The following is a 25529-nucleotide window of genomic DNA, read 5'->3' on the forward strand; positions in this document are numbered from 1 at the left end:
CGCCGTCGCCGCCGGCAGCCGACTCGGCCTCGGTGCCCTGTGGGCCCGCCTGCCGATCGTCCGCGACCACCGCTGGCTGCTCTGATCGCCACCGCGATCACCACGGGCCTCGGCCGGGTACCGTCCGCGTGACGGGCCCGGCCGAGCCACGTGCGGCCCCGACCCCGAAGCCCTGCGCACCGACAGGAGCCCGACACCATGGACACCCCACCCCGGGAACCCGAGCCCCGAGCCGTGACCAACGCCCCCGTGCACGGCGAACCCGCGAGCGAGCCGCCCGAGCCGATCCGGCGGTGGCTCGCCCACGCGGTGTCACCCGGCTCACCAACCTCGACGGCGACCTCGGTGGAGTTGTGCGCGCACGGCCGGATCCGGGTGGGACGCCGCCGGTGCCCCTTCGAGTCCCGGCAGATCCTGACTCCGCCCACGGCGTTCCGCTGGGAGGCGGATGTACGCGGACCTGCGGGGATCCGGATCCGCGGCTTCGACCGCCTGGAAGCGGACGGCGGCGCGATGCGGTGGCGTCTGTTCGGTGTTGTGCCGTTCGTCGGCGCGTCCGGTATCGACGTGACGCGCAGCGCGGCCGGGCGCCTGGCCGGCGAATTCGTCTTCGTACCCACCTTCGCGCTGCACCGCGACGTGCGTTGGCAGCCGGTGGACGACACCCGAGCCGTCGCCCGTTTCGCCGTCGCCGGTTACGCGCAGGAGGTGACGGTGGCAGTGACACCCTCCGGCGCCCTGGCATCGGTCTCTCTGCCCCGCTGGGGCAACCCGGACGGCCGTCGCCACCGCGAACACCGCTTCACCGCCACCTTCGACGGCGAAACCGCGCACGGCGGATTCCTCCTGCCGACTGGAATCCACGCCGGTTGGGACGACAGCGACGCGTTCATCCACTACGACATCGACGCGGCGGGCTTCCGCCACGCCGAGCCGTGAAGACACCCCGTCACGCATGGTGAGCGCGACCCGTTTCCTTGGCACAGGGCCGTTCGGCCCTGTTGGAGGACTCGATCGGGTTCGAGAGTGGAGGGATGAGCGAAGAACTCGTGACGACTCGTCCCCTCGACCGCCGGGAGACGCTGGAGTTGATGGCCGGCGCACGGGTGGGACGTGTCGTCGTCAGCGAGGGCGCTCTTCCGGCCGTGCACTTGGTGGCCTTCGCCTTCGACGGGGATTCGGTGGTCTTCCGCGCCCCCGCCGACTCCACCCTGGCGAAGGCCGTGGTGGACACGGTGGTCGCGTTCCAGGCCGATCACATCGACCCGACGACGCTCACCGGCTGGACGGGCACCATCACCGGCCACGCCTCCCGCGCCCTGGACCCCGCGGCCGTCGCGCCCGTCGCACGTCCCGAACTCCCGCTGTCGGAGGCCGAGCCCGGGGAGAACCGGGCGTGGTTCTCGATCACTTCCGAGTTCGTCACCGGCCTGCTGGTGCGGCACACCACGGGCCCCGGCTCGCCGTCGGGACAGGCGACGGCGACCGGCCCGACGCCGCCTCCTCCTTCGGGCGCATGAGTCCGTCCACCCGACACCGCGATCCGTCAGGCCCTACGGCCGACCGCTCTGCGGATGCCGTAGGCCGCGGCGCCGGCCGCGATCACGGCGGCCCCGGCGAATACCGAGGCAAGCGGCAGGGCGAAGGCAAGGACCAGGCAGCCCGACGTACCGACGATCGGCACGATCCGGGCCGGGCGGCCCTCCTCGGGGGCGAGGGTCCAGGCGGCGGCGTTGGCGATCGCGTAGTAGGCCAACACGCCGAACGACGAGAAGCCGATCGCGCCACGCACGTCCGTCGTGGCGGCCAGGACCGCGACCACGCAGCCGACGACCAGCTCGGCCCGGTGCGGGACGTGGAAGCGCGGATGCACGGCGGCCAGGGCGTGCGGCAGATGCCGGTCGCGGGCCATCGCCAGGGTGGTCCGGGAGACGCCCAGGATCAGCGCGAGCAGCGAGCCGAGGGCGGCGACGGCGGCGCCGACCCGGACCACGGGCGCCAGGCCCGGGACACCCGCCGCGCCAACCGCCTCGACCAGCGGTGCGGCGGCGTCGGAGAGCCGGTCCGGGCCCAGTACCAACAGGACGGAGACGGCGACCGCCGCGTACACCACGAGAGTGATGGCCAGCGCCATCGGGATCGCGCGGGGGATGGTCCGCTTCGGATCCCGGACCTCTTCGCCCAGCGTGGCGATGCGCGCGTACCCGGCGAACGCGAAGAACAACAGTCCGGCGGCCTGCAACACCCCGCCCGCTGAGGCGTCCGCCCCGACGTCCAGCCGCGCCGCGACCACCGACCCCGACGTCAGGCACACCACGACCACGGTGACGAGCACCGCCAGGACGACCGCGACCACCGCCCGGGTCAGCAGCGCGGACTTCTGCACGCCCGCGTAGTTCACCGCCGTCAGCACCACCACCGCGGCAACGGCGACCGCGTGCGTCTGGTCGGGCCACACGTACGAGCCGACCGTCAGCGCCATCGCCGCGCACGAGGCGGTCTTGCCGACCACGAAGCCCCACCCGGCCAGGTATCCCCAGAAGTCGCCGAGCCGCTCGCGCCCGTACACGTACGTGCCGCCCGACTGCGGGTAGCGGGCCGCCAGCCGCGCCGAGGACGTCGCGTTGCAGTACGCCACCACCGCCGCCAGCGCCAGGCCGAGCAACAGGCCGGAGCCGGCCGCCGACGCGGCCGGGGCCAGGGACGCGAAGATCCCGGCCCCGATCATCGAGCCCAGCCCGATCACCACGGCGTCGAACACGCCCAGATGCCGCTTCAGCTCACCCCCGCCGACGGCCGCCGCAGACGTACTCATCGCTCACTCCTCCACGACGACGGCCGCAGCGAGCCGATGGGACGGGCACTTCGACAGCGGTGCACGATATCGGAAGGGGATGTCGCACGGATGACGACGAGGGGAACCGCCGGGGCCGGACGGGCGCCGGCGGTGCCTTCACCGTTCCCGGGCAATGCTCCGATTCAGCGCAGGCGTCGCAGGTAAGGGTCGTGTCCGGGTCGCGGCGCGAGGCGGATGCGGGCGTCGAGGACGGTGACGCCGTCGGGGCGGGCGACCAGCGGGTTCAGGTCGGCCTCCACGAGTTGCGGCACGTCGTCCGCGAGTCGGGACAGGCGGTGCAGGACGTCCTCGATCCCGGCCGTGTCGACGGGCGCCGCCCCCCGGTGGCCGTAGAGCAGCGGTGCCCCGCGCGAGCCCGCGAGCAGCGTGTGCGCGTCCAGGTCGGTCAGCGGGGTGAGCCGGGCGCCGTGGTCGGCCAGTACGTCGGTGGCCACGCCGCCGAGGCCGAACAGCACCAGTGGGCCGAGCACTTCGTCCTGGGTGACCCCGGCGATCAGTTCGACGCCGGAGGCGGCCATGGGCTGGATGACCACGCTCTCCATCAGGGCGCCGATGCGATCGGCGAGGTCGGTGAAGGCCGCACGCACCGCGTCGTCGCCGACCAGGCGCAGCCGGACCCCGCCGACGTCGCTCTTGTGCACGATGTGCGGGCCGTACGCCTTGAGCACGACCGCGCCGTCGGCGCCGAGCGGGGCGAGTTCGCGGGCGAGCGCGACCGCCTCGTCGGCGTCGAACGCCTGCCGCCAGGGGCTGACCTCGATGCCGTAGGCGCCCAGCAGGCGGGCGCACTCGCGAGGCGGCAGCCATCCTCCGTCGGGCTCGCGCGTCAGATGGTCGGCGACGAGCGCGCGGGCCGCGCCGCGGTCGACGTCGGGCAGCGGCGGTACCGTGCCGCGCGGCCGGGTCAGCCACATCGAGCGCTCGTAGGCGTGGGCGAGCGCGACGGCGGCGGTGCGCGCGTCGTTGTAAACCGGCACCGTCCCGCCCACGGCGGGCAACAGCTCGACGGCCGCCCCGCGTTCCGGGGCGATCACCACGACGGGCCGCGCACGCACCGCGGGACCCTCCAGGAGATCGCCCAGCGGGTCGCCGAGGGCGGTCGGCGCGAGGGCCAGGACGACCGCGTCCACGTGGCCGGCCGCCAGGACTCGGTCCACGCAGCGGCGCAGCGTCTCGCCGTCGACGGTGGCGGTGGTGTCGACGGGGTTGGCGCACGCGGCGCCGGCGGGCAGGAGGGCGCGCAGGTCGGCTTCGAGGTCGGGGCCGAAGCGCGGTACGGCCAGCCCTGCGTCCACGCAGGCGTCGGCCGCCAGCACCCCCGCGCCGCCCGCGTTGCCGATCACCGCGACCGAGGCGCCGTCGGGCAGGGGTTGCGCGTGCAGCAGGGCCGCGACGGCGACCAGGTCGCCAAGGGTCTGTGCGGCGGTCACGCCGGCCTGGCGGAACAGCGCGCCGCGCGCCACGGTCGGGGTGACCGCGGCGGCGGTGTGCGACCCGGCGGCGCGGCGGCCGGCGGCGGAGCGTCCCGCGTCCACGGTGAGCACCGGCTTGGCGCGGCCGACGGTGCGCGCGATCCGGGAGAACTTGCGCGGGTTGCCGAAGGATTCCAGGTGCAGGATCGCCATCGTGGTGCGCGGGTCGGCCTGCCACCACTGGAGCATGTCGTTGCCGCTGACGTCGTACTTGTCACCGAGTGACGCGAACGTGGAAACGCCGATCCCCAGGCGGTTGAACTGCTCGATCAAGGCGATCCCGACACCGCCGGACTGCACCGCCACCCCGGCGCCGCCGCGCGTGGGGACGGTCCAGCCGAAGGTCGCGTTCAGGGCGGTCGCCGGGTCGGTCTGCGCGATGCCCAGGCAGTTCGGGCCGACCATGCGCATCCCGTGCCGCCGGATGGAGGCGTGTACGCGCGCGGCCTGCTCCGGCGTACCGCCCGAGGTCACCACGACGACGGCCCGCACGCCGACCCGTCCACAGTCCTCGACCAGGTCGGGGACGCGGTCGGCGGGGACGGCCACCACGACCAGGTCGGGCACCTCGGGGAGCAGATCCGGTGTCGGGAACGCCAACACCCCGTCCACCTCGGTCGCCGTGGGATGCAACACCGCCAACGATCCGGCGTAACCGGCCGCCATCACGTTGCGCAGCAGCGCCCGGCCGACCGAGTCGACCCGTCGCCCCGCGCCCGCGATCACCACTGATCGAGGCGCGAACAGCGGCACCAGACTGGCCACATCCGCCAACGCCTCGCGCCGCGCCACGGCCGTCAGATAACGCTCGACCGTCGGGACATCCCCCTCCAACGGGATCTCGCAGCTCAGCACACCGGACACGAGCCGATTCCGCACCGGCATGCCCATGTCCTCCAGGACCCGCAACATCGGCCGGTTCCACGGCAGCAGGTCCGCCACCAGCGTGCGCACGCCGTCCGCGCGGGCCATCGTCACCACGTGCTCGATCAGCAGCGTGCCGATCCCCCGGCCGTGCCACGCGTCGGCCACGGCCAGCGCGAGTTCCGCCTCCCCGGAGCCGTCGGCACCGGAGCCGGGGCCGTCGGCGCCGTTGTACTCGACGACCCCGACCACCTCGTCCCCGTCGGGCGTGAGCGCGATCAGCGCGCCGCAACCTTCCCGGTCGGGTGTGGTCACCCGCTCGGCGGTCTCGCGCGCCGCCGACTCCGACGCCCCGAAGAACCGCAGGTACAGACTCTCCGCCGACATCGCGCGGTGCATCGCCGACACCCGGTCCCGGTCCTCGGGTCCCGGACGCCGCAGCAGCACCGTCTCGCCGTCGGCGGCCAGCGCCCAGATCGCGTGCGGTGTACCGACCTCGTGCATGGTCCCGTTCCCTTCGGCCCGGGCGCGTTTCGCGCCGCTCGCTGCCAGCCTCGCGCCGATCCCACATGCCGGGCAGGGCCGTCCGGTCCGGGGACTCGGGCCCAATGGCCCTGCCCGGGTCCGGGCAGGACGGGCAGTGTTCGAGGCACGGGCCGACAGGCGATCGTTCGGCCCCGGGAGAAGGAGTCGACCGTGACCACGCACGTGGGAGCAACACCGATCGTCGTCGGCGTCGAACACACCGACGCCGGCCGCCTCGCCGTCGTCTGGGCCGCCGACGAGGCCGCCCGACGCGGTCTACCGCTGCGCCTGGTGCACGCACTCGACTGGCCGATCGGCGTCGAGCGCCACCCCGAGCCGAACCCACACCGCCTGACCTGGGGCGAACGTTTCCGCGCGACCGGCACCCGGGCCCTGGACGAAGCCCGCGAAACGGCCGCGACCCGCCACCCTCGACTGAACACCGAGTCGGTCCTGGCCGACGGATCGCCCGTGGCCGTGTTGCGTGAGCACTCCCGGGACGCGGCGATGGTCGTACTCGGCTCGCGCCGGCTGTCCGCGGCCACGGAGATGTTGACCACCGGCGGAATCGCGGTACCGGTCACCGCGCACGCGACCTGCCCGGTGGTCGTGGTCCGAGAGCCCGAGCACACGAGCGGCGAGCCGCCGACCATCGTGGTCGCGGTGGACGGGGCGCCGCACTCCGAACCGGCCGTCGCGTACGCCTTCGACGAGGCCGCCCGGCGCGGCGCCACGATCGTGGCGGTCAATGTCCGCCAGTTTTCCGGCGGGTTGTTGGCCGGGATGCGGATGCGCGAGGAGATGCAGGAGGGCCGACTGCGGCTCGCCGAGACGCTCGCGGGGTGGACGGAGAAGTACCCGAGCGTGCCGGTACACCGCGAGGTCGCCGTCGGACACCCGGTCGCGGTCCTGCGCGAGGCCGCCGAGCACGCCCTGTGCCTGGTCGTCGGCACGCGCGGACGCGGCGGCTTCGCGGGCCTGCTGCTCGGCTCGGTCGGTCAGGGCCTGATCCACCACGCCCGCTGCCCGCTGGTCATCGTCCCCACCTCGGCGGACGAGACATCCACCGACCACGACTGAGCCCTCGCCGAACCGGGCATCGGCGCACGGTCGGCCCCGACGCCCCACCCCCGTTTCCCACCCCTTCGAAGGGATTCCCCACCATGACCCAGGAATCGACCTCCCGTCCGGCTCCGCTCCAGGGGCACGTCGTCGTCGGCTTCGACGGCTCCCCCGGCGCCGAACGAGCCGTGGACCTGGCCGCCGAGGAGGCCGCCCGCCGAGACACCACCCTCGAAGTGCTGCACGCCCTGGAATGGATCGAAGTCGCCGGCGGCGACGACCGCTTCGGGCAACAACTGCGCGAGAACGCCCGCGCCATCGTCGACCGGGGCGCCGACCGCGCACGCGCCGGACACGGCGACCTGCGGGTGCTCGCCACGGTCGAACTCGCCAACGCCATCGACGCGTTGGAGGCCGCGAGCGACCGCGCCGCCCTGCTCGTCGTCGGCAGCCGGGGCATGGGCGGCTTCGCCGGCCTCCTGATGGGCTCGGTCAGCCTGCCCGTCTCGGCGGCGGCCCGCTGCCCGATCCTGGTCGTCCACCCCGACCACGACACCGCCGCCGACCGCCCCGCCAAGCCGATCGTGGTCGGCGTCTCCGCCGACGACTGCGGCCCCGCCCTCGAAGCCGCCTTCGCCCAAGCGCACGCCCGGAACCTACCGCTGCGCGCCGTGCACGCGTGGCGCTACCCGGCCTCGCTGGCCGGCGGCCTGGCGTTCGCCCCGGCCGTGTCGATCATCGACGACTGGCGCACGATGGCGGAGACCACCCTGACCACCGCCGTCAAGCCCTTCCGCGAAAAGTACCCGGACGTCCCCGTCACCGAGGACGTCGTCCTGGACACCACCGCCCACGCCCTGATCACCGCAAGCGCCGACGCCGACCTCCTGGTCCTCGCCGCTCACCGCAACACCGGCCGCTTCGGCCCGAACCTGGGTCGAGCCATCCACACAGCCCTACACCACGCCCACTCCCCCATCCTCCTCGTCCCCACCCAAACCCACCCCACCCCCGACTCCACCAGGCCCCCACACCCCGACGCCCCTCGCCGGCACGCGTAGCTCTCAGGTGTCGTATCCGGTGGCGATGCCGCGCCATACCTTGACCGCGCTACCCGACCGCGCCGCGCCGGACCCCGCCTTCGTTCCCGACCAGCGGCGTCTTCCACGAGGTGACGGCCACCCTGGACCGCGACATCGCGAACCGACTCGTCACCGGCGCCGGGAGCGCGGCGTGATCCGGTTACCGGGGACACCGAATTCCTCGTCATGCTCGACCGAGGGTGGGAGGGGTCGCGGATCGTATGCCCTGCCGCAGACGATCCGCGAACCCGGATGGTGACCGGGACCGGTGCTCAGAGTTGTCCGGTGCTCGGGAAGCGTTCCCAGACCCGGTGCGTGGCCAGCAGCCGAGCCGTCGCGTCGACCACGGCCGCCGGATCGTTCTCGACGAGGACACCCGGGGTGTCGACGGGGATGCCCGCCGCGGCGAGCGCTTCGCCGCCCGTGGACCAGCCGCCGACGACCTTGGCGTGCCGGTACGCCTCGGCGAGGATCAGCGCTACGCGCGGGTCCAGCACGCCCGTTCCGGAGCCCGCCTTGGCGTCGCGGGCGCCGTACGCGTCGGCCGCCGGCGCGGGTGCGCTCGCGAGCAGCACCGCGTCGAACTCCACCGAGCGGGCGGCGGCGAACGTACGCTGCACCGGGACCGGTTCGTCCGAGGAGCCGCCGAGCACGCCACCGGTCGGCGCGATGATCAGCGGGACCATGTCCGCCTCGGCGATCGCGTCGCGCGCCGTGCGCAGAGCGCCGAGGTCGCTGCCCTCGTCCGCGACGATGCCGACGACGCGGCCGGCCACCGGCCAGGTTCCGCCGACCTGGGACAGCGCGGGGCTGGGCCGTACGGACGCCGGCGGCTTCGTCGGCGCCGGTGCGGGCAGTCCCAGCCCGGCGGCGACCGCTTCGCACAGATGCTCGTCCACATTGGCCAACACGCCCAGCACCCGCTCGCGCACGGCGTTCTCGTAACACTTGGCGAGCTCGAACGTGTAGGCGCCGACCACATGTTCGCGCTCGACGTCGCTCAAGCTCAGCCAAAAGAGCCGCGCCTGGCCGAAGTGGTCGTCGAAGGACGCCGGTGCCTCGCGTACCTTCGTGGCGGCCGGTACCGCCACCGGGGTCTCCACGTACGCTCCCGCGTCTGCGCCGGCCAGGAACGGGCAGCCCCCGTCGAGCGAGTTCGGGCGATACGGCGCGACGCCCGTGTGTACCGCGTCCTGATGGAACCCGTCGCGCTGCATGTCGTTGATCGGCGCGTGCGTGCGGTTGATCGGGATCTGCGCGAAGTTGGGGCCGCCCAGACGGGTGATCTGGGTGTCCAGGTAAGAGAACAGCCGACCGGCCAGCAACGGATCGTCGGTCAGGTCGATCCCGGGGACGAGATGACCCGGATGGAAGGCGACCTGCTCGGTCTCGGCGAAGAAGTTCTTCGGGTTGGCGTTCAGGGTGAGCAGCCCGATCGGCTGTACCGGCGCCAGTTCCTCCGGCACGATCTTGGTGGGATCCAGCAGATCGATGCCCTCGAACGTCTGCTCCGGCGTGTCGGGGAAGGTCTGGATGCCGAATTCCCACTGCGGAAAAGCGCCCGCCTCGATCGCGTCCGCCAGATCGCGCCGATGGAAGTCCGGGTCCATACCGTTGATCAGCTGCGCCTCCTCCCACACCAGTGAGTGCACGCCCGCCTTGGGCTTCCAGTGGAATTTCACCAGGGTGGTCGACCCGTCGGCGGCGACCAGTCGGAAGGTGTGGACGCCGAAGCCCTCCATGGTCCGGAAGGAGCGGGGGATGCCCCGATCGGACATGTTCCAGATGGTGTGGTGGGTGGCCTCGGTGTGCAACGAGACGAAGTCCCAGAACGTGTCGTGCGCGCTCTGCGCCTGGGGGATCTCCCGATCCGGATGCGGTTTCCCCGCGTGGATGACGTCGGGGAACTTGATGGCGTCCTGGATGAAGAACACCGGGATGTTGTTGCCGACCAGGTCGAAGACACCCTCGGAGGTGTAGAACTTGGTCGCGAACCCCCGGGTGTCGCGCACGGTGTCCGCCGAGCCGCGCGAGCCGAGCACGGTGGAGAAGCGTACGAACACCGGCGTCTCCACCCCTTCGGCGAGGAACGCCGCCTTGGTGACCGATGTCGCCGTGCCGTAGCCGCGAAAGACGCCGTGCGCCGCCGCGCCGCGCGCGTGCACCACCCGCTCGGGAATGCGCTCGTGATCGAAATGGGTGATTTTCTCGCGCAGATGGTGGTCCTGGAGCAGTACCGGGCCGCGCGGCCCCGCCTTGAGCGAGTGGTCCGAGTCGGGTACGCGCAATCCCTGGGCGGTGGTCAGGAACGCGCCCGCCTGAGCCCGAGTGGACTGATCGGCGCCGGTGGCCTGTCCCGTGGGGCTCTGGGTGGCTGGCCCGTCCTGATCGGGCTTGGGGGGAAGCGGGTCGTGCGGGTCGGTCGGTTCCGCCACCGATGGCGCGCGGCTGCCGGGACGTCCGGGAATCTGCGGGGCGGGGTCGGACTTGCTCATCATTCCTCCGGGCACAGCGATTGCTGGGACCGTTGCCGCTTGCCCGTCCACGCGCGGGTGATACATCCGACGGGACGCGGGTTCCCCGGATTCCCTCATTCGTCGTCACCCGAGGCCCGGAAGCCGGAAGCCGATGTCCTCGGCCGGGAGGATGCGGGCGCCCATGTTGCGCTCCATCATGCGCAGCGCCGCGTCGGCGAGGTCCTCGTGGATGTGGGCGACGGCGTCCCGTGCCACGGTCACCTCGAAATGCCGGATGTGCGCGTCCAGTGCCGAGTAGAGCACGCACTGCTCGGTGACCTGCCCCGTGAGCACGATGTGCCGTACGCCCTTTTGCGTGAGCAGGTATTCGAGCGGGGTCTGGTAGAAGATCGAATGGCGGGCCTTGACCACGAACATCGACAGGTCGTCGGGACGGATCGACTCGACGAGGTCGGCACGCGGACCGTTCAAGGCCGCCCGGACGATCTCCCCGTGATCCGAGCGCCAGCGGCCGAAGTTCTCGTTCACGTAGATGACGTCCGCCCCGTCCCGTCGTGCCCGGTCCAGCAGCAGGCGCAGCGCGGGCAACACGCGGCGTACGGAGGGTGCCAGAACGTCGGCGTCCTCGTGCTCGTACGTATTGATCATGTCGATGACGACGAGGGCAACGTGGTTCACGGTGACTCGATCGTGGATTCGGGGAGCGGTGCCGAACGACTCCCTGGTGGCCGTATTGGCCTGCGCGTACCCCGAAGTGTCACCGCACAAGCGCCGGGCAGCGGGCGTGAGGGGCACCGTCGCCCGGCCGGAGTCGACGGGTGCGACTCCTCGGGGTTCGACGCGTTGTTACGGCTGCGTCGGCGCGCATCGGCGGCCGGCGGGCGCTTGTTCCTGGCATCCCCGCCACCTCGGATGGTCCGGCTTCTGGCGACGAGCCACCCGGACATCGTCTTCGCCGTGCACAGCGACGTCGACGACGCTCGGGCCGCGTACACCTGCGGGGAACACGAACAGACCTCGCACTGAGCCGGAAGGCCCTCTCTCTGCTTCGCCGTCAGCCGCCGCAGACGCAGGCCGCGGCGGATGCCGGATCGGCCTCGGGCCCACCGGCACAACAGGCGTCGGCGCCCGGGAGGGCGGGATTCTTGCCCATCCGGTCGGCGTCGGCCTTGACGACGTAGACCTCCCACGGCTCCTTGCCGGGGCCGTGGACCCACACCTTGTCCTGGAGGGCGTAGCAGCAGGAGGTGTCGTTTTCCTCGAATGTGGCGAGTCCGGCGTCCTTGAGGCGGGTGGTGGCGGCGGTGACGTCTTCGGTGGATTCGACCTCGACGCCGAGGTGGTCCAGACGGGTGTCCTGGCCGGCCTCGCCCTCGATCAGGACGAGCTTCAACGGCGGGTCGGTGACGGCGAAGTTCGCGTAGCCGGGTCGGCGCTTGGCGGGCCCGACGCCGAACAGCTCGGAGTAGAAGGCCACCGACGCCTCGAGGTCGGCGACGTTGAGCGCGAGTTGCACACGGGACATGACAGTGGTCTCCCCATCGGCTTGTATCGATGTCAATCGATACAAGCTTGCGCGTTGCATCGAAGAACGTCAACATAGAGGAATGTCGAAACAGAAACTCGTGGTGCTCGGCCGGGACGCCGACGGATGTTGCCCGGCCCTGCTGACCGCTCAGCTGGACGAGGAGCAGGCCGTCGATCTGGCGCGGGTGTTCAAGGCGTTGGGCGACCCGGTGCGGCTGCGCTTGCTGTCGATGATCGCCTCCCGCGCGGGCGGGGAGGTCTGCGTGTGCGACCTCACCCCGGCGTTCGACCTGTCCCAGCCGACGATCTCCCACCACCTCAAGCTGCTGAAGCAGGCCGGGCTGATCGCCTCCGAACGGCGCGGGACCTGGGTGTACTACCGGCTCCTGCCCGCCACGACCGACCGCCTCGCGGCGATCCTCACCCGCCCCGCCGGCGACCCCCTCCCCACCCCCATCCCCGCCCCCGCCCCCGCTCCGGTCGACGCGTGAGCGCCCCGGCCGCGAACCCTGCGGGGCCGGTGGCGGGGCGGTTGTCGTTCCTCGACCGCTTCCTGGCGGTGTGGATCCTGATCGCGATGGCCGCCGGCCTCGGCCTGGGCCGACTCGTCCCCGGCCTGGGTGACGCGCTCGCGAAGGTGACGGTCACCGGGGTCTCGCTGCCGATCGCGCTCGGCCTGCTCGTGATGATGTACCCGGTGCTCGCCAAGGTGCGCTGGGACCGGCTCGACACCGTCACCCGCGACCGCCGACTGCTCGTGCCGTCCCTGGTCCTGAACTGGATCGTCGGCCCGGCGCTGATGTTCGCCCTCGCGTGGCTGATGCTGCCCGATCTACCCGAGTACCGCACCGGCCTGATCGTCGTCGGCCTGGCCCGCTGCATCGCCATGGTGATCATCTGGAACGACCTCGCCTGCGGCGACCGCGAGGCCGCCGCCGTTCTGGTCGCGCTCAACTCGGTGTTCCAGGTGATCGCATTCGCCGCACTCGGCTGGTTCTACCTCGACGTGCTGCCCGGACGGCTCGGCCTGGAACGCACCGACCTGGACGTGTCCGTATGGGAAATCGCCCGCAGTGTGCTGATCTTCCTCGGCATCCCGCTCCTGGCCGGGTTCCTCACCCGCCGCCTCGGCGAGAAGACCCGGGGCCGGACCTGGTACGAGACGACGCTGATCCCCAGGATCGGCCCGTTCGCCCTGTACGGACTCCTGTTCACCATCGTCGTGCTCTTCGCCCTCCAGGGCGACGCCGTCACCTCCAAGCCGCTCGACGTCGCCCGGATCGCCCTGCCCCTGCTCGCCTACTTCGCGCTGATGTGGGGCGGATCCATGGCCGTCGCACGCGCCGTCGGCCTGGACCACGCGCGGGCCACGACACTGGCGTTCACCGCCGCGGGCAACAACTTCGAACTCGCCATCGCGGTCGCCATCGCCACCTTCGGCGCCGACTCCGGACAGGCCCTCGCCGGAGTCGTCGGCCCCCTCATCGAAGTGCCGGTGCTGATCGGCCTCGTGTACGTCGCCCTCGCCGCCCGCCGCCACTTCCCCCAACCCACCGCGACCGTAGCCCCGGAAGGTCCCGCCCGTGTCTGAACCCGCCACGCCCTCCGTGCTGTTCGTGTGCGTCCACAACGCCGGACGGTCCCAGATGGCCGCCGCATGGCTCACCCACCTCGCCGACGGCCGGGTCGAGGTATGCTCCGCCGGATCCGCACCCGCCGGCGCCGTGAACCCGGCCGCCGTCGCGGCAATGACGGAGGTCGGCATCGACATGTCCGCCGAGACGCCGAAGATCCTGACGACGGAGGCGGTACGCGCGTCCGACGTGGTGATCACGATGGGCTGCGGCGACACCTGCCCGATCCTCCCCGGCAGGCGCTACCTCGACTGGAAGCTCGACGACCCGGCAGGACAGGGCGTCGAGGCCGTACGGCCGATCCGCGACGAAATCGAACGACGCGTCCGGGCGCTGCTCGCCGAACTCGGCATCGAGGCGGCCTGACCGGCGCCGCCGCCGTGTACGGCACTCCGACGAATCGCCCTCCCTGCGTTCGGGCTTCGCCAGGCCACATCAACCGGGGACTGCCCGAGCCGGTCCCGGCCGTGTACCCGGTTCGCCGATCTTCCGCGTCGGGCTCGGGCAGGCTTGTCACGTGACCTACTTCGTGCACGTCGACGTCGTCCCCCCGAGCGGGCACCCGCCTCTGGACAACCTGCAGCGGGCGGGCATAGCAAGCCTGCTCGCCGAACCCCTGGAACGCCTGGAGGGCGTCGACGGCCCCGACGACATGCGCATCGACCTCGACGATTTCCGCGTCGGCTCGCATCCCGAAGGCGCCCTGGTGCTCATGGAACTGAACGCCCCCGCACTGGAGTTCGCCGAGACGGCGGCCCGTGGGGTGGTCGAGGAGATCCTGGAGAACACCGAAGGCCTGGAGGAGTGGGCGGTTGCCTCGTGCGAGGTCAAATTGCACGACGCGCTCGCGCGCAAGAGCCTCGCCGCCGCCGACGGCCCCGACGCGCCGCCCGCAGACCCGGCAGAGCGCGCCCTGCTCCACCGCCGCCCCGTGCCGGACCCGAACGTGGGAGCGCCGACCGACGGGGAAGTCGAGAGATATCGCAGGCGACTTCGGAGCCTGGCCCCACGTCTGACCTGTTTCACCGCAGCCCGATTCGCTCACACCGCCTCGGCCCCGCTCCCCCACGCCACCGTCGAACTGGCGGCAGGCGCCCTCGTCTACGCCATCGATCTGCTCACCGACGAACTCTTCGGCGACCTGGTGAGCCTGGCCGAGGACGAAGTGGCCGACCACGTCGGGGACTCCGACGCGGACTTCTTCATTCTGGACGAACTTCCGCCCGCCTTCGCCGAGCAGTACACCGAGCTGTTCGTCCGCCGATTCATCATCGCCGCCGCCGGTGTGACCCAACGCCTGACCTCGACCACGTGGCACCCGCCGGCCACCACGGCCGAGGCATTGGCCCTGCACCTCCTCCTCCAGGAAGCCATCCCCGTCCTCGACCTCCACGGCCTGTACGACCACGACATCAAGAGCGCGTACGCCGCGTTCAAAGAGGCGGTTCTGGGGGACCTCGACCCGGAATGGCTCTACGAGGAAGACCTGTTCGACGAACAGGGCTCGGTCACCGACTGGTTCAAAACCTTCGGATCCGACACACGGGTCCACTTCTACACCCTCGGCAACTGACGAACGCGGAACGAAGAAGCCGCCCGCCACCCCACATCACGCACCCGCCGTGGTCGCCGGCGAAAACGATGTGGCGTAGGTATGCCTGCGGGTCAGGCATGAACCGGCGCCGGGGGTCGACGATTTGAACGTAGCCTCGGACGGGGCCGGCCACGCCTCGGACGACACATGAACCACCAAAGGACACACGTGAGCACAGAGCGCTACCACATCTCGGTCCCCGGCCATGTGCTCGACGACCTGCGCGAGCGGCTGCTACGCACCCGGTTCACCACCGCGACGAACCCGGTGTACTGGGCGGCCGGGGTCGATCCCGGCGCCCTGCGCGAGCTGGTGGCGTACTGGGCGGACGGCTTCGACTGGCGGGCGGCCGAGGCTCGGCTGAACGCGTACCCGCACTTCCGCGCCGAAATCGGCGGGCGCAAGGTGCACTTCGTGCACATGCGCGGCAAGGGCCCGGCCGGTGGACCAACCCCCTTGCCGCTGGTGCTCAGCCACGGATGGCCGAGCAGCTTCGTGGAGATGTTGCGGATCGCCGAGCTGCTGACCGACCCGGGCGCACACGGCGCAGACCCGGCGGACGCGTTCGACGTGGTGATCCCGTCGCTGCCCGGGTTCGCCTTCTCCGAGCCGCCGAGCGGCCCGTTCACGCGGCGCGCGGTCGCCGAGACGTGGCACGCGCTGATGACCGACGTACTCGGCTACCCTCGCTTCGGTGCCGAGGGCGGCGACATCGGCAGTGGGATTACGCAGTGGCTCGGCGCGCTGTTCCCGGACGAGGTGGCCGGCGTACTCGTCACCTCCTCGGTGGTCCCGACCGACTTCGGCGCGGCGCCGCCGACGCCCGAGGAGCAGCAATTCCTGGACGCGCTGGCCGTGTACGACGCCGCCGACGGCGGCTACAGCGCGATCATGTCCACCCGCCCGGACACCGTCGCGGCCGCGCTGATGGACTCCCCGGCGGGACTGCTGGCGTGGATCGTGGACAAGTACCGCGACTGGAGCGACTGCGGCGGCGACGTGACGACGCGCTGGGACCGCGACACGCTGCTGACGGTGGCGACGCTGTACTGGGCGACCGAGTCGATCGGCACGTCGTTCCGCGAGTACCACGACTGGCCGCACGACCGGCCGCTACCGCCGATCACCGTGCCCGGGGCCGTGACGCTGAGCAACGAACCGGCGTTCCGCGGCATGCCCCGCGGCCTCGCCGAACGGACCTTCACCGACCTGCGGCAATGGCACACCCCTGAGCGCGGCGGACACTTCATGGCCCACGAGGAACCCGAACAACTGGCCCGCGACCTGCGAGACTTCTTCCGACCGTTGCGGGTCCGGTACCGGTAGGACTTCGCCGGTTTCCCGGAATTTGCCGGTTCGGTCGGATCCCTTCGCCCGGCATGGCCGCCTGTGTGAGTGTTTCGCTTGCTCGGGCACGAACCCCGTCCTGCCCGGTCGTTCGCGGCTCACGAGATGCCCGCGACAGCAGGTCGGTGTCGTGGTCGAGGTCTGCCTTCCATCAAGGAGCCTCGATGAATCGAAGAGTGACCACCACCACCGGGACCGTCCTCGCCTTACTCGCCGGCCTCACCGTCGGCGCGGCGGCCCAGTCGGCCGCGGCCGAACCGCCCGCGCCGCCCGGCTCTCAGGCGCTCGCCGTCTCCGCCGCCGACCGGGCCGCCGCAAGCGGCCTGGACGTCCTGGCCAAGGGACCCGACGAGCAGTACGAACGGCAGTCGGTGACGCCGTGGGTCGACGATCTGTACTCCGTCGCCTACGAGCGCACCTACCGCGGTCTGCCGGTCGTCGGCGGCGACGCCGTCGTCCTCGCCGACGGCAGGGGCCGCGTCCGCGCGACCCAGTCCGCGAGCGACGCACAGATATCGACCCCGGTTCACCCGATCGTGACGGCCGACGCCGCGGAGACCACCTCCAGGGCCCAACTCGCGTCGGTGGACCGGGTCGAGTCGCATCGCCTGGTCGTCCGGGTCAGGGACGATCGGAGCAATCTCGCCTGGGAGACCGTGCTCGTCGGCCGCACCGCGACCGCGCCCAGCAGGCTGCACGTCTTCGTCGACGCGAGCACGGGCACGGTGCTCGACAAGGTCGACGACGTCAGGGCCGGCACCGGCAACAGCCAGTGGAACGGCCCGAACATCCCCATCGACACCACCAAGTCCGGTGCCAGGTATTCGCTGCGCGACCCGGGCCGACCCGGCCTGTCCTGCGCGGACTACTCCACCGGGACGGTCTTCTCCAAGTCCACCGACTCCTGGGGCAACGGCCAGGCGTCGAGCAAGGAAACCGGCTGCGCCGACGTCATGTTCGCGGCCCAAAAAGAGTGGAACATGCTCCGCGACTGGCTCGGTCGCAACGGCCACAACGGCAGCGGCGGCAGTTGGCCGGTCAAGGTCGGCCTGAACGACGTCAACGCCTACTGGGACGGCTCGTCCGTCTCGATCGGGCACAACCAGGCGAACAAGTGGATCGCCTCGATGGACGTCGTGGGCCACGAATTCGGCCACGGCATCGACCAGTTCACCCCCGGCGGCGCCAACGGTGAAGCCGGACTCGGCGAGGGCACCGGCGACATCATGGGCGCGCTGACCGAGGCGTACACGAACGAATCCTCGCCCTACGACACCCCCGACTACACCGTCGGCGAAACGGTCGACCTGGTCGGCCAGGGGCCCATCCGCTACATGTACAAGCCGTCCACCAACGGCGACCCGAACTGCTACAGCTCCTCGATTCCCAACACCGAGGAACACGCGGCGGCCGGACCGCTCAACCACTGGTTCTACCTGCTCGCCGAGGGCACCAACCCGGGCGGCGGCAAGCCGACCAGCCCGACCTGCAACAACACCACCCTCACCGGCGTGGGCATCCAGAAGGCCGGCAAGGTCTTCTACGGCGGCATGTTGCTCAAGACCAGCGGCATGACCTACAAGAAGTACCGCACCGCGACCCTGAAATCGGCGAAAGCCCTCGACCCCACCTGCGGTCTGTTCAACAAGACCAAGGCCGCGTGGAACGCCATCAGCGTGCCCGCCCAGTCCGGTGACCCCACCTGCACCGCGGGTTCCGGCCTGGACGACTTCTCGGTCGCCTTCACCTCGCCCTCGGGCATCGTGACACCGGGCGATTCGATCACGACCGCGGTGAGCACGGCCGTGACCGGGGGCGCGGCGCAGAACGTCACGCTGTCCACGAGCGGTCTGCCCACCGGTGTGACCGCGACCATCACCCCGGCGTCCACCGAGGCGGGCGGCTCGACGCTGACCCTGTCGGCGGGTTCGACCGCGCCGGCGGGCACCTACCCCGTGACCGTCACCGGTAGCGGCCCCGCCGCCACCCACACCGCCCGGTACACCCTCACCGTCACGGGTCCCGGCAACCGGAGCCTGGCGCCGCCCGACATCGACGTGGCGAACGTCCAGGCGCATCTGGCGCAGCTCAACTCGATCGCGAACCAGAACGGCGGCAACCGCCGTGCGGGCAGCGCCGGTTACACCGCGTCCGTGGCCTACGTGAAGGGCAAGCTCCAGGCCGCCGGCTTCACCGTGTCCGAGCAGGTGTGCACCTCCTGCCGATACCGTTCCAACAACCTGATCGCCGACTGGCCCGGCGGCCCCGCCAACCAGGTCGTCATGTTCGGCGCCCACCTGGACGGCGTCAGTGCCGGTCCCGGCATCAACGACAACGGCTCGGGCTCGGCCACCCTCCTGGAGAATGCCCTCGCACTGGCCCGGGCCAACCCCACGCTCACCAAGCACGTGCGCTTCGGCTGGTGGGCCGGCGAGGAACAGGGCCTCCAGGGCTCGCAGTTCTACGTCAGCCAACTCACCTCGACCCAGCGCGCCGCGATCCGGGGCTACTACAACTTCGACATGGTCGCCTCACGCAACGCGGGCTACTTCGTCAACAACATCAACTCGGCCACCGCCGCGCCCCTGAAGGCGTACTGGGACACGCTGAACCTGCGTCCCGAGGAGAACGTCGAGGGCCAGGGCCGCTCCGACGACTACTCCTTCCAGCGGGCCGGCATCCCCACCTCCGGCTACGCGGCCGGCGCCAGTGCCACCAAGACCTCGGCGCAGGCGGCCAAGTGGGGCGGCCGAGCCGGCGCGTCCTACGACGCGTGCTACCACTCCGCGTGTGACACCACGAGCAACATCGACGCCACGGTCCTCAACCGCAGCGCCGACGGCGTGGCCTACACGATCTGGAAGACCGCGGTCGCCGTCACCACGCCCACCACGTAACCCTCGACGATCCCCGGTACCGGCCGCCCTGAAGCACGCCGGTACCGGGGATCGCCACGTCTGGCGATTCGGGCTGTCGCCGAACCTCGCAGCCTCGGTCGGTGACGGCTGTGAGCGGCCGGCCGAGGCGGTGCGCGGCAGCGGCTGGGCCGCGCCGGTCGCGGGCGTGCCTCGGTCGGTATGGATCCAGGGGCCGGGGTTCAAAAGCCGGGTTCAGCGGCCGGGTTCGGGGCCCGGGTTCAGGGGTGGTCGGGCAGGTCGATGCCGTGTTGTTCGGCGAGTCGTTCCAGGGCGTCCAGGCGTGCCTGCCAGACCTCCGTGCCGTATGCGTCCTCGTCCCGACGGGCCTGATCGAGCTTGTCGCGGGCCTCTTCGATGCCGCCGGTCAGTTCGTGGATGAATTCCCCCACGGCGTGCCTCCTGGAGTGGTGGGCGGGGCAAGTGCGGCGGCGGTGTTGTCGACGTTCGCGAACGCGTTCGGTGTACGCCCCTCCATGTCCTGACACTTGCCGCAGTTGCCAATCTTATCAATTGCTAAGCTATCGTCTTCGTCGGGCATCAGGTCTCGTTGTGCCGAGCCGGCACGGAAGCGACCCGAGAGGGAGGTGGACGCGGATGCCAGGAAGCTGGGGGGATCTGTTCAGGTGCGCCGTGTGGACGCGGGCTCGCGAAACGGCCGCACGATCGAGATCGGCGCGACGTTCGGACCGGTGTGCGGCGCGGAGCGGTACGGGCTGCGGATCGTCGCGCCGCGGCGCCGCGCGTACGTGCTGCCGGCCACGGGGCCGGTGACCGCCCCCGCCTTGCGCGAACTCGACGCGCCCGGACCCTTCCCATGACCAAGTACGCGAGTACACGCGCGCACGCGCACTAAAGCACAGACGCGAGGACCATCCGTGCCCACCCCACACCCACCCGAGCCGCCCGGCCGCCACGCGGCGACCACCGCGGCCGCACCCCCTCGCACCGTGACTCCCGGGAAGGACGTGGAACGGTGAGCACCCCCCTGTACGAACTGAAGGCCGAGTTCTTCAAGACGCTCGGGCACCCGGCCCGCATCCGCGTCCTGGAACTGCTCAGCGAACGCGAGCACTCCGTCGCCGAGATGCTCCCCGAAGTCGGCATCGAGGCGTCGCGGCTGTCCCAGCAGCTGGCCGTGCTGCGCCGCGCCAACCTGGTGGTGGTCAGCCGTCGGGAGGGGTCGACGGTCTACTACACCCTCACCAGCCCCCAGGTGAGCGAACTGCTCACGGTCGCGCGCGGCATCCTGACCGGGCTGCTCACCGAACAGATGGAACTCCTCCAGGACCTGCGCGCGACCACGCGCGAGGTCTCCCCCGGGCCGCCCCGGGGCTGAGTCGGACCGCATCCGGAGCCGCCCACCCGCACGACGGCCGCCGGGAACGAACGCCCGGCCACGGGTGGCCCGCGGGCATCGGCACGGCGCACCTTCCAGGAACGAGGTTCCGCACCATGAACGACCGGCGGCAGGCACCCCACACCGCGCGGGACACCCCTCCTCCCCCGGTCGGGACACGGGCCGCCGGCCGGCTCGCCCTCCTGCCCCGACGCGGCGACCTGCGCAGCATGCGCCGCTCCCCCGGACGCGACCTGATCGCGGGCCTGACCGTCGCGGTGGTCGCGCTGCCGCTGGCACTGGCGTTCGGCGTGGCCTCGGGACTGGGCGCCCAGGCCGGGCTGGTCACCGCGATCGTGGCCGGCGCCCTGGCCGCCGTCTTCGGCGGGTCCAACCTCCAGGTCTCAGGCCCGACCGGGGCGATGACCGTCGTCCTTGTTCCGGTCGTCGCCGCGCACGGTACCGACGGCGTCCTGATGGTCGGCCTCCTCGCCGGGCTGATCCTCGTCCTGTCGGCCGTGCTCCGGCTCGGCCGGCTCGCCGCGTTCCTGCCGGCGCCCGTGATCGAGGGGTTCACCGCCGGTATCGCCGTGGTGATAGCCCTCCAGCAGGTCCCCGCCGCGCTCGGCATAGCCCACGCCGACGGCGACAAGGTCTGGCAGAGCGCCGCCGACGCCGCCTTCCGCTGGCTCGACCGACCCACCGCCGCCGCGCCGGTCACGGCCCTGGCGGTCGCCGCCGTGATGCTGCTGGGGGCACGATGGCGTCCGGCGATCCCGTTCTCCCTGGTCGCCGTGGCCGCGGCGACAGCCCTGGCGTGGTCCGCGGACCTGCCGCTGACGCCTATCGGGGACCTGCCCGCGGGGCTGCCCGCACCCTCGCTGGGGTTCCTGGACACCTCGCTCCTGGTCTCCCTGCTGCCCTCGGCCGCGGCGGTCGCGGCGCTGGCCGCGCTGGAGAGCCTGCTCTCGGCGACCGTGGCCGACGGCATGACGGTGGGGCAACGGCACGACCCCGACCGGGAGTTGTTCGGCCAGGGCGTGGCCAACCTCGCCGTACCGCTGTTCGGCGGCGTCCCCGCCACCGCGGCCATCGCCCGCACCGCCGTGAACGTACGCGCCGGCGCGACGTCACGCCTGGCCGCCCTGACCCACGCCGTCGCGCTGGCCGTCATCGTGTTCACCGCCGCCTCCCTCGTCGCCCACATCCCGCTGGCCGCCCTCGCCGGTGTCCTCCTGGCGACCTGCGTGCGCATGGTGGAGGTCTCCGCGCTCCGCGCCCTGGCCCGCTCCACCCGCCCCGACGCCCTCGTCCTCGCCCTGACCTTCGTCGTCACCGTCGCCCTGGACCTGGTCACCGCCGTCGCGGTGGGCATCGGCGTCGCCGTGATCCTGGCCCTGCGCTCCGTCGCGCGCACCGCCCGCCTCGAACAGGTCCCGCTGGACGCGAGCGACCACACCGACGAGGAACGCGCCCTCCTCGAAGCGCACATCGTGGCCTATCGCCTCGACGGACCCCTGTTCTTCGCCGCGGCCCACCGCTTCCTGCTGGAGTTGTCCGAGGTCACCGACGTGCGGGTGGTCATCCTGCGGATGTCTCGCGTCACCGCCTTGGACGCGACCGGCGCCGGGGTCCTGGGCGACGCCGTCGACAAACTCGAACAGCGTGGCATCACCGTCCTGCTCTCCGGGATCAAGCCCGCCCACGACGACATCCTCGCCACCCTGGGGGTGGCCGAGCACCTGCGCCGCGACCGGCGGATCCTGCCCGACACCCCGGCCGCCATCGAGTACGCGCGGACCCTGATCGGGCAACCCCACGACCGGCCCGCCCCGCTCGGCGCCGACCCCGTCACGCGGACGCTGCCGTGCTGAACCGCGATCCCGCCGGCCGCGACCACCCGAACGCCAACCCCGCCTTCAGCGCGCGCATCCACGCATCGCCCGCCGCCACCGACATCGTCGAGGGCATCCTCGCCGACGCCCCCCATCCCGAGCGATCGGATCGGAGAATCGCCATGCCTCCCGACGACACCAACGCGGAGCGCCCCACCCCGCCACGCCCCGTCGGGAGACGGCAGACCCAGAAGGAGATGGAGCGAGGCATCATCGTCTGGCTCCTCGTATTCACCTTCGGAACGCACCTGATCGGCGGCGGAATCTGGCTCTACATCCACTTCAGCGGTCGCGGCTGACCGCCCCCGCGTCGCCCCCTCGTGAACCACGACATCGATTGCAGGATCGACGGATTCGGACCCATGCAACTCAAGTCCGCCGTCGTCAAGAAGGCCTGAACTCGACCCCGCACCAAGATCGCGGCCCCGCTCAGCTCTCGAATTCGCGGACGCGCAGCACGTCGAGGTTGCGGAACGTGGGCGGCCCGTCGCACAGCTCGGCCAACCGGGCCGCGAACTCGGCCGTCTCGGGGCGGTTGGAGTTCTCCATCGCCAGGTCGTGCGACGGGAATTCCACGATGTTCAGATACACGTTCTCCTGGTCCAGGTCGCGGGTCTGCGCAGCGCGCGTCGCGATGCGGTGACCCTCGTTCTTGGCGACCCAGGCGTCCAGGGCGGCGTCGAACTCGTCGATGCGGGTCGTCCGGTATTCGATGATCTGGATGAATGTCATTGCTCCGGCCCTCGGCGTTCGTAGTGACGGGCGGGCCGCCGGCCGCTGGACAGCGGCCCCTGCCACCTTCCAGGGTCCCGCCGGCGCTCCGGACTCGCAAAGCCGCGCCTTGAGGTCGCCCGAGGCTCCGGTCCGCCAGGGTCGGCGTGTAGCCGCAGGCCGACAGGGAACGATCCCAGCCGGTGGCACCCGAAGGCGAGAGGGATCGTATGCGGATCGGCATCATCACGACCGCACGCCCGGGTCTGGAGCACCTGGCCACCCGCGCGGAGGAACTCGGATTCAGTAGTTTCTGGGTATACGACTCGCCGTTGGTCCACGGTGATCCGTTCGTCGGCCTCGCGCTCTGCGCCACGTCGACCAACCGAATCAAACTCGGTATCGGCGTCACCTCACCGACGCTGCGCTCCGCGCCCGCCGCGGCGGCGGCGCTCGGCAGTCTCAACGCCCTCGCTCCCGGCCGCATCGTCTGCGGCGTCGGCACCGGCAACACCGCGCGCCGCACGCTGGGCATGCGGCCGGCGAAGACGGTCGAACTGGAGTCGTTCACCGCTGCCTTGCAGGATCTCACCGCGGGCCGCGAGTCGGACCATCACGAGGGGAGCCGGTCGAGCAGGGTGCGCTTCCTGCACGTCGAGGGCTACGTCGACACCGAGCACCCGGTGGAGTTCGTCGTGGCCGCGTTCGGCCCGAAGGTTGCCGCCGTCGCCGGCCGCCTGGGTACGGGAATGATCTCCTTCGCGCTGCACGCCCCCGAGGCCTGGTCCGCGCTCGGCCGGGCCCGCCGGGCAGCGGCACGGGCCGCGGGCAACAGCGAGCAGGCACATGCGTACCTCGTCTCCTCCCTGTACATCCTCGCCGACGGCGAGGACCGGTACGGCGATGCCGTCAAGGACGCGATGGGGCACATCGCGGTGAGCGCACTGCTCCTCGCCGTGGAGGACCCGGCCTTCCGCGCGGCCCTGCCGCAGGAGGAGTCCGCGGCTGTCGACCGTCTGCTCCACCTGCGCGGTACCACCGCCACCGACCCCAACCGCCACCACACGCTCTACCACAACTATCTCGGCCGACTCTCCCCCGAGGAACGTGATCTCGTCCTGCCGTCACTGGTGGACAGGTTCGGTCTGATCGGTACCAGGGACGAACTCGGAGAGCGGATCGACGCGCTGGAGAAGTCGGGCGTCGACGAACTCGTGATCCAGCCCGTGGTGAACCCCGAGGCGGAAATGGCCGAACTCGCCCGGCTCCTGCCCTGACGCCGCACAGCCCGATCACAGCGGCGCTGTCCCGAACATCGTCCGGACAAGACCCGACCAGGCCCGACGGTGTTCCGCTTGTCCGAACGCCGTCAAACGGCGCCTCGAAAGGGTGAACTCTGGGGTCACGATGCCACGGGCGACGGCGCCGACGGCCGGCCCGAAATCCCGGCGCCCTGGCCGCTGTCCGCTCTCCGGCGGCTCGCTGCCAGTCCTCCTCGAAGGCGTCTCCGCCCAAAACCCCGTTGCCGTCGACGCATCGCACCGCCCACGGTGGACGCCGTGATCCGATCCTCCCGACGTCGTCGTGACCCGGCCGCCGCCAACATCCGCATCGGCCGCCCCACGACGCAAGGGCACACCACCGACGGCGCCGCCGCGACCGTGCCCGGCCCACGGGCATACCCCGACACCGCCCCGGAGCGCCCGGATCCCGCGCTCGAAGCCGCCGCCCGATACGCCGAGGCCGACCGCGTCATCGACGAACTCCCGAGGAAATGGCACACCCTCCTCGACCGCTCCTACGTCGGCGGAGTGGCCCTGTCCGGCGGACAATGGCAACGCATCCTCCTGGGGCGCGGCGTCTACCGCGAAGCCGACCTGATCATCGCCGACGAACCCACCTCCGCCCCCGACGCCAGGGCCGAAATCGCCGCGTTCGAACGCATCCGCGCCCTCGCCGACTCCGGACGCACCGTCGTCCTCATCACCCACCGCCTCGCCGGCACCCGCCTCGCCGACCACATCTACGTCCTCGACCACGGCGCCCTCTTCGAACACGGCACCCACCACGAACTCCTCGCCCACGAAGGCCGCTACGCCACCATGTACCGCATGCAAGCCAACCAATACGAAACCGGGCACAACGGCAGCGGACACACCACGGCTCAGCCACCCGAATAACTGCGTGAAGCGGCTGGTGACGGTGCGACGCTCAGAAGACCGTCCGGC

General features: G+C 71.5%; 24 protein-coding genes. 17 read left to right on the forward strand and 7 right to left on the reverse strand.

Annotated elements, in window-relative coordinates:
* Window positions 1-198 precede the first annotated feature (198 nt).
* Complete coding sequence (locus ACH4XV_RS43935; RefSeq protein ID WP_395799431.1) at window positions 199-939, forward strand: DUF6544 family protein; 741 nt, start codon at window positions 199-201, stop codon at window positions 937-939.
* A 95-nt stretch (window positions 940-1034) separates the two neighbouring features.
* Window positions 1035-1520 (forward strand): pyridoxamine 5'-phosphate oxidase family protein, encoded by a 486-nt coding sequence (locus ACH4XV_RS43940; protein WP_395799433.1) that lies wholly within the window; start codon window positions 1035-1037, stop codon window positions 1518-1520.
* Between the two features lie 26 nt (window positions 1521-1546).
* Here ACH4XV_RS43940 and ACH4XV_RS43945 read toward each other — a convergent pair whose 3' ends face one another.
* Both ACH4XV_RS43945 and ACH4XV_RS43950 read right to left on the reverse strand, forming a co-directional pair.
* The gene (locus ACH4XV_RS43945; protein ID WP_395799435.1) at window positions 1547-2815 is read right to left on the reverse strand and encodes an APC family permease; all 1269 of its coding nucleotides are present in this window, start codon (window positions 2813-2815) and stop codon (window positions 1547-1549) included.
* Window positions 2816-2979: 164 nt separating this feature from the next.
* Entirely contained in the window at window positions 2980-5697 is a 2718-nt protein-coding gene (locus ACH4XV_RS43950) for a GNAT family N-acetyltransferase (protein ID WP_395799437.1), read from the reverse strand.
* Between the two features lie 192 nt (window positions 5698-5889).
* Here ACH4XV_RS43950 and ACH4XV_RS43955 point away from each other — a divergent pair, with 192 nt between their 5' ends.
* Both ACH4XV_RS43955 and ACH4XV_RS43960 read left to right on the forward strand, forming a co-directional pair.
* Entirely contained in the window at window positions 5890-6798 is a 909-nt protein-coding gene (locus tag ACH4XV_RS43955) for a universal stress protein (protein ID WP_395799439.1), read from the forward strand.
* An 83-nt stretch (window positions 6799-6881) separates the two neighbouring features.
* Window positions 6882-7841 carry a universal stress protein gene (locus ACH4XV_RS43960; protein WP_395799441.1) on the forward strand — a complete coding sequence of 320 codons (960 nt, stop codon included), beginning with the start codon at window positions 6882-6884 and terminating at the stop codon, window positions 7839-7841.
* Window positions 7842-8134: 293 nt separating this feature from the next.
* On the opposite strand, the gene ACH4XV_RS43965 is transcribed toward ACH4XV_RS43960, so the two are convergent.
* The 3 genes from ACH4XV_RS43965 to ACH4XV_RS43975 form a co-directional block, all read right to left on the reverse strand.
* A complete protein-coding gene (locus ACH4XV_RS43965; protein ID WP_395799442.1) occupies window positions 8135-10357 on the reverse strand; it encodes a catalase in 2223 nt (740 codons plus the stop codon).
* 105 nt (window positions 10358-10462) lie between these two features.
* Complete coding sequence (locus tag ACH4XV_RS43970; protein WP_395799444.1) at window positions 10463-11017, reverse strand: isochorismatase family cysteine hydrolase; 555 nt, start codon at window positions 11015-11017, stop codon at window positions 10463-10465.
* A 376-nt stretch (window positions 11018-11393) separates the two neighbouring features.
* A complete protein-coding gene (locus ACH4XV_RS43975; protein ID WP_395799446.1) occupies window positions 11394-11864 on the reverse strand; it encodes an ArsI/CadI family heavy metal resistance metalloenzyme in 471 nt (156 codons plus the stop codon).
* An 82-nt stretch (window positions 11865-11946) separates the two neighbouring features.
* Here ACH4XV_RS43975 and ACH4XV_RS43980 point away from each other — a divergent pair, with 82 nt between their 5' ends.
* The 6 genes from ACH4XV_RS43980 (at window position 11947) to ACH4XV_RS44005 (ending at window position 19338) form a co-directional block, all read left to right on the forward strand.
* Window positions 11947-12357: an ArsR/SmtB family transcription factor gene (locus ACH4XV_RS43980; RefSeq protein ID WP_395799448.1), complete on the forward strand. Its 411-nt coding sequence runs from the start codon at window positions 11947-11949 to the stop codon at window positions 12355-12357.
* Complete coding sequence (gene arsB, locus ACH4XV_RS43985) at window positions 12354-13457, forward strand: ACR3 family arsenite efflux transporter (RefSeq protein ID WP_395799450.1); 1104 nt, start codon at window positions 12354-12356, stop codon at window positions 13455-13457. The genes ACH4XV_RS43980 and arsB overlap by 4 nt, the downstream gene beginning before the upstream one ends.
* A complete protein-coding gene (locus tag ACH4XV_RS43990; RefSeq protein WP_395799451.1) occupies window positions 13450-13866 on the forward strand; it encodes an arsenate reductase ArsC in 417 nt (138 codons plus the stop codon). The genes arsB and ACH4XV_RS43990 overlap by 8 nt, the downstream gene beginning before the upstream one ends.
* A gap of 151 nt (window positions 13867-14017) precedes the next feature.
* A complete protein-coding gene (locus tag ACH4XV_RS43995) occupies window positions 14018-15073 on the forward strand; it encodes a hypothetical protein (protein ID WP_395799453.1) in 1056 nt (351 codons plus the stop codon).
* A 189-nt stretch (window positions 15074-15262) separates the two neighbouring features.
* On the forward strand, window positions 15263-16420 hold the full coding sequence (locus ACH4XV_RS44000; protein WP_395799455.1) for an epoxide hydrolase family protein: 1158 nt from the start codon (window positions 15263-15265) through the stop codon (window positions 16418-16420).
* A 185-nt stretch (window positions 16421-16605) separates the two neighbouring features.
* Complete coding sequence (locus tag ACH4XV_RS44005) at window positions 16606-19338, forward strand: M28 family peptidase (RefSeq protein ID WP_395799457.1); 2733 nt, start codon at window positions 16606-16608, stop codon at window positions 19336-19338.
* Between the two features lie 239 nt (window positions 19339-19577).
* On the opposite strand, the gene ACH4XV_RS44010 is transcribed toward ACH4XV_RS44005, so the two are convergent.
* Complete coding sequence (locus tag ACH4XV_RS44010) at window positions 19578-19748, reverse strand: hypothetical protein (RefSeq protein WP_380036644.1); 171 nt, start codon at window positions 19746-19748, stop codon at window positions 19578-19580.
* 234 nt (window positions 19749-19982) lie between these two features.
* Between ACH4XV_RS44010 and ACH4XV_RS44015 the strand changes: the two genes are divergently transcribed.
* The 5 genes from ACH4XV_RS44015 (at window position 19983) to ACH4XV_RS44035 (ending at window position 22988) form a co-directional block, all read left to right on the forward strand.
* Window positions 19983-20177, forward strand: a complete 195-nt coding sequence (locus ACH4XV_RS44015; protein ID WP_395799459.1) for a hypothetical protein — start codon at window positions 19983-19985, stop codon at window positions 20175-20177.
* Between the two features lie 155 nt (window positions 20178-20332).
* Window positions 20333-20695, forward strand: coding sequence for an ArsR/SmtB family transcription factor (locus ACH4XV_RS44020; RefSeq protein WP_395799461.1), 363 nt, complete (start codon window positions 20333-20335; stop codon window positions 20693-20695).
* A 230-nt stretch (window positions 20696-20925) separates the two neighbouring features.
* On the forward strand, window positions 20926-22569 hold the full coding sequence (locus tag ACH4XV_RS44025) for a SulP family inorganic anion transporter (RefSeq protein WP_395799581.1): 1644 nt from the start codon (window positions 20926-20928) through the stop codon (window positions 22567-22569).
* Window positions 22563-22889, forward strand: a complete 327-nt coding sequence (locus tag ACH4XV_RS44030) for a hypothetical protein (protein WP_395799463.1) — start codon at window positions 22563-22565, stop codon at window positions 22887-22889. Before ACH4XV_RS44025 ends, ACH4XV_RS44030 begins: the two co-directional genes overlap by 7 nt.
* A gap of 21 nt (window positions 22890-22910) precedes the next feature.
* Window positions 22911-22988 carry a PhnA domain-containing protein gene (locus tag ACH4XV_RS44035; RefSeq protein ID WP_395799583.1) on the forward strand — a complete coding sequence of 26 codons (78 nt, stop codon included), beginning with the start codon at window positions 22911-22913 and terminating at the stop codon, window positions 22986-22988.
* A gap of 31 nt (window positions 22989-23019) precedes the next feature.
* Here ACH4XV_RS44035 and ACH4XV_RS44040 read toward each other — a convergent pair whose 3' ends face one another.
* The gene (locus tag ACH4XV_RS44040; protein ID WP_395799465.1) at window positions 23020-23322 is read right to left on the reverse strand and encodes a hypothetical protein; all 303 of its coding nucleotides are present in this window, start codon (window positions 23320-23322) and stop codon (window positions 23020-23022) included.
* A 209-nt stretch (window positions 23323-23531) separates the two neighbouring features.
* On the opposite strand from ACH4XV_RS44040, the gene ACH4XV_RS44045 reads away from it, so the two are divergent.
* On the forward strand, window positions 23532-24578 hold the full coding sequence (locus ACH4XV_RS44045) for an LLM class flavin-dependent oxidoreductase (RefSeq protein ID WP_395799467.1): 1047 nt from the start codon (window positions 23532-23534) through the stop codon (window positions 24576-24578).
* A 282-nt stretch (window positions 24579-24860) separates the two neighbouring features.
* Window positions 24861-25481 (forward strand): ATP-binding cassette domain-containing protein, encoded by a 621-nt coding sequence (locus ACH4XV_RS44050; protein ID WP_395799469.1) that lies wholly within the window; start codon window positions 24861-24863, stop codon window positions 25479-25481.
* Window positions 25482-25529: the final 48 nt, after the last annotated feature.

The organism is Embleya sp. NPDC020630 (assembly GCF_044334985.1).
Lineage (GTDB): Bacteria > Actinomycetota > Actinomycetes > Streptomycetales > Streptomycetaceae > Embleya.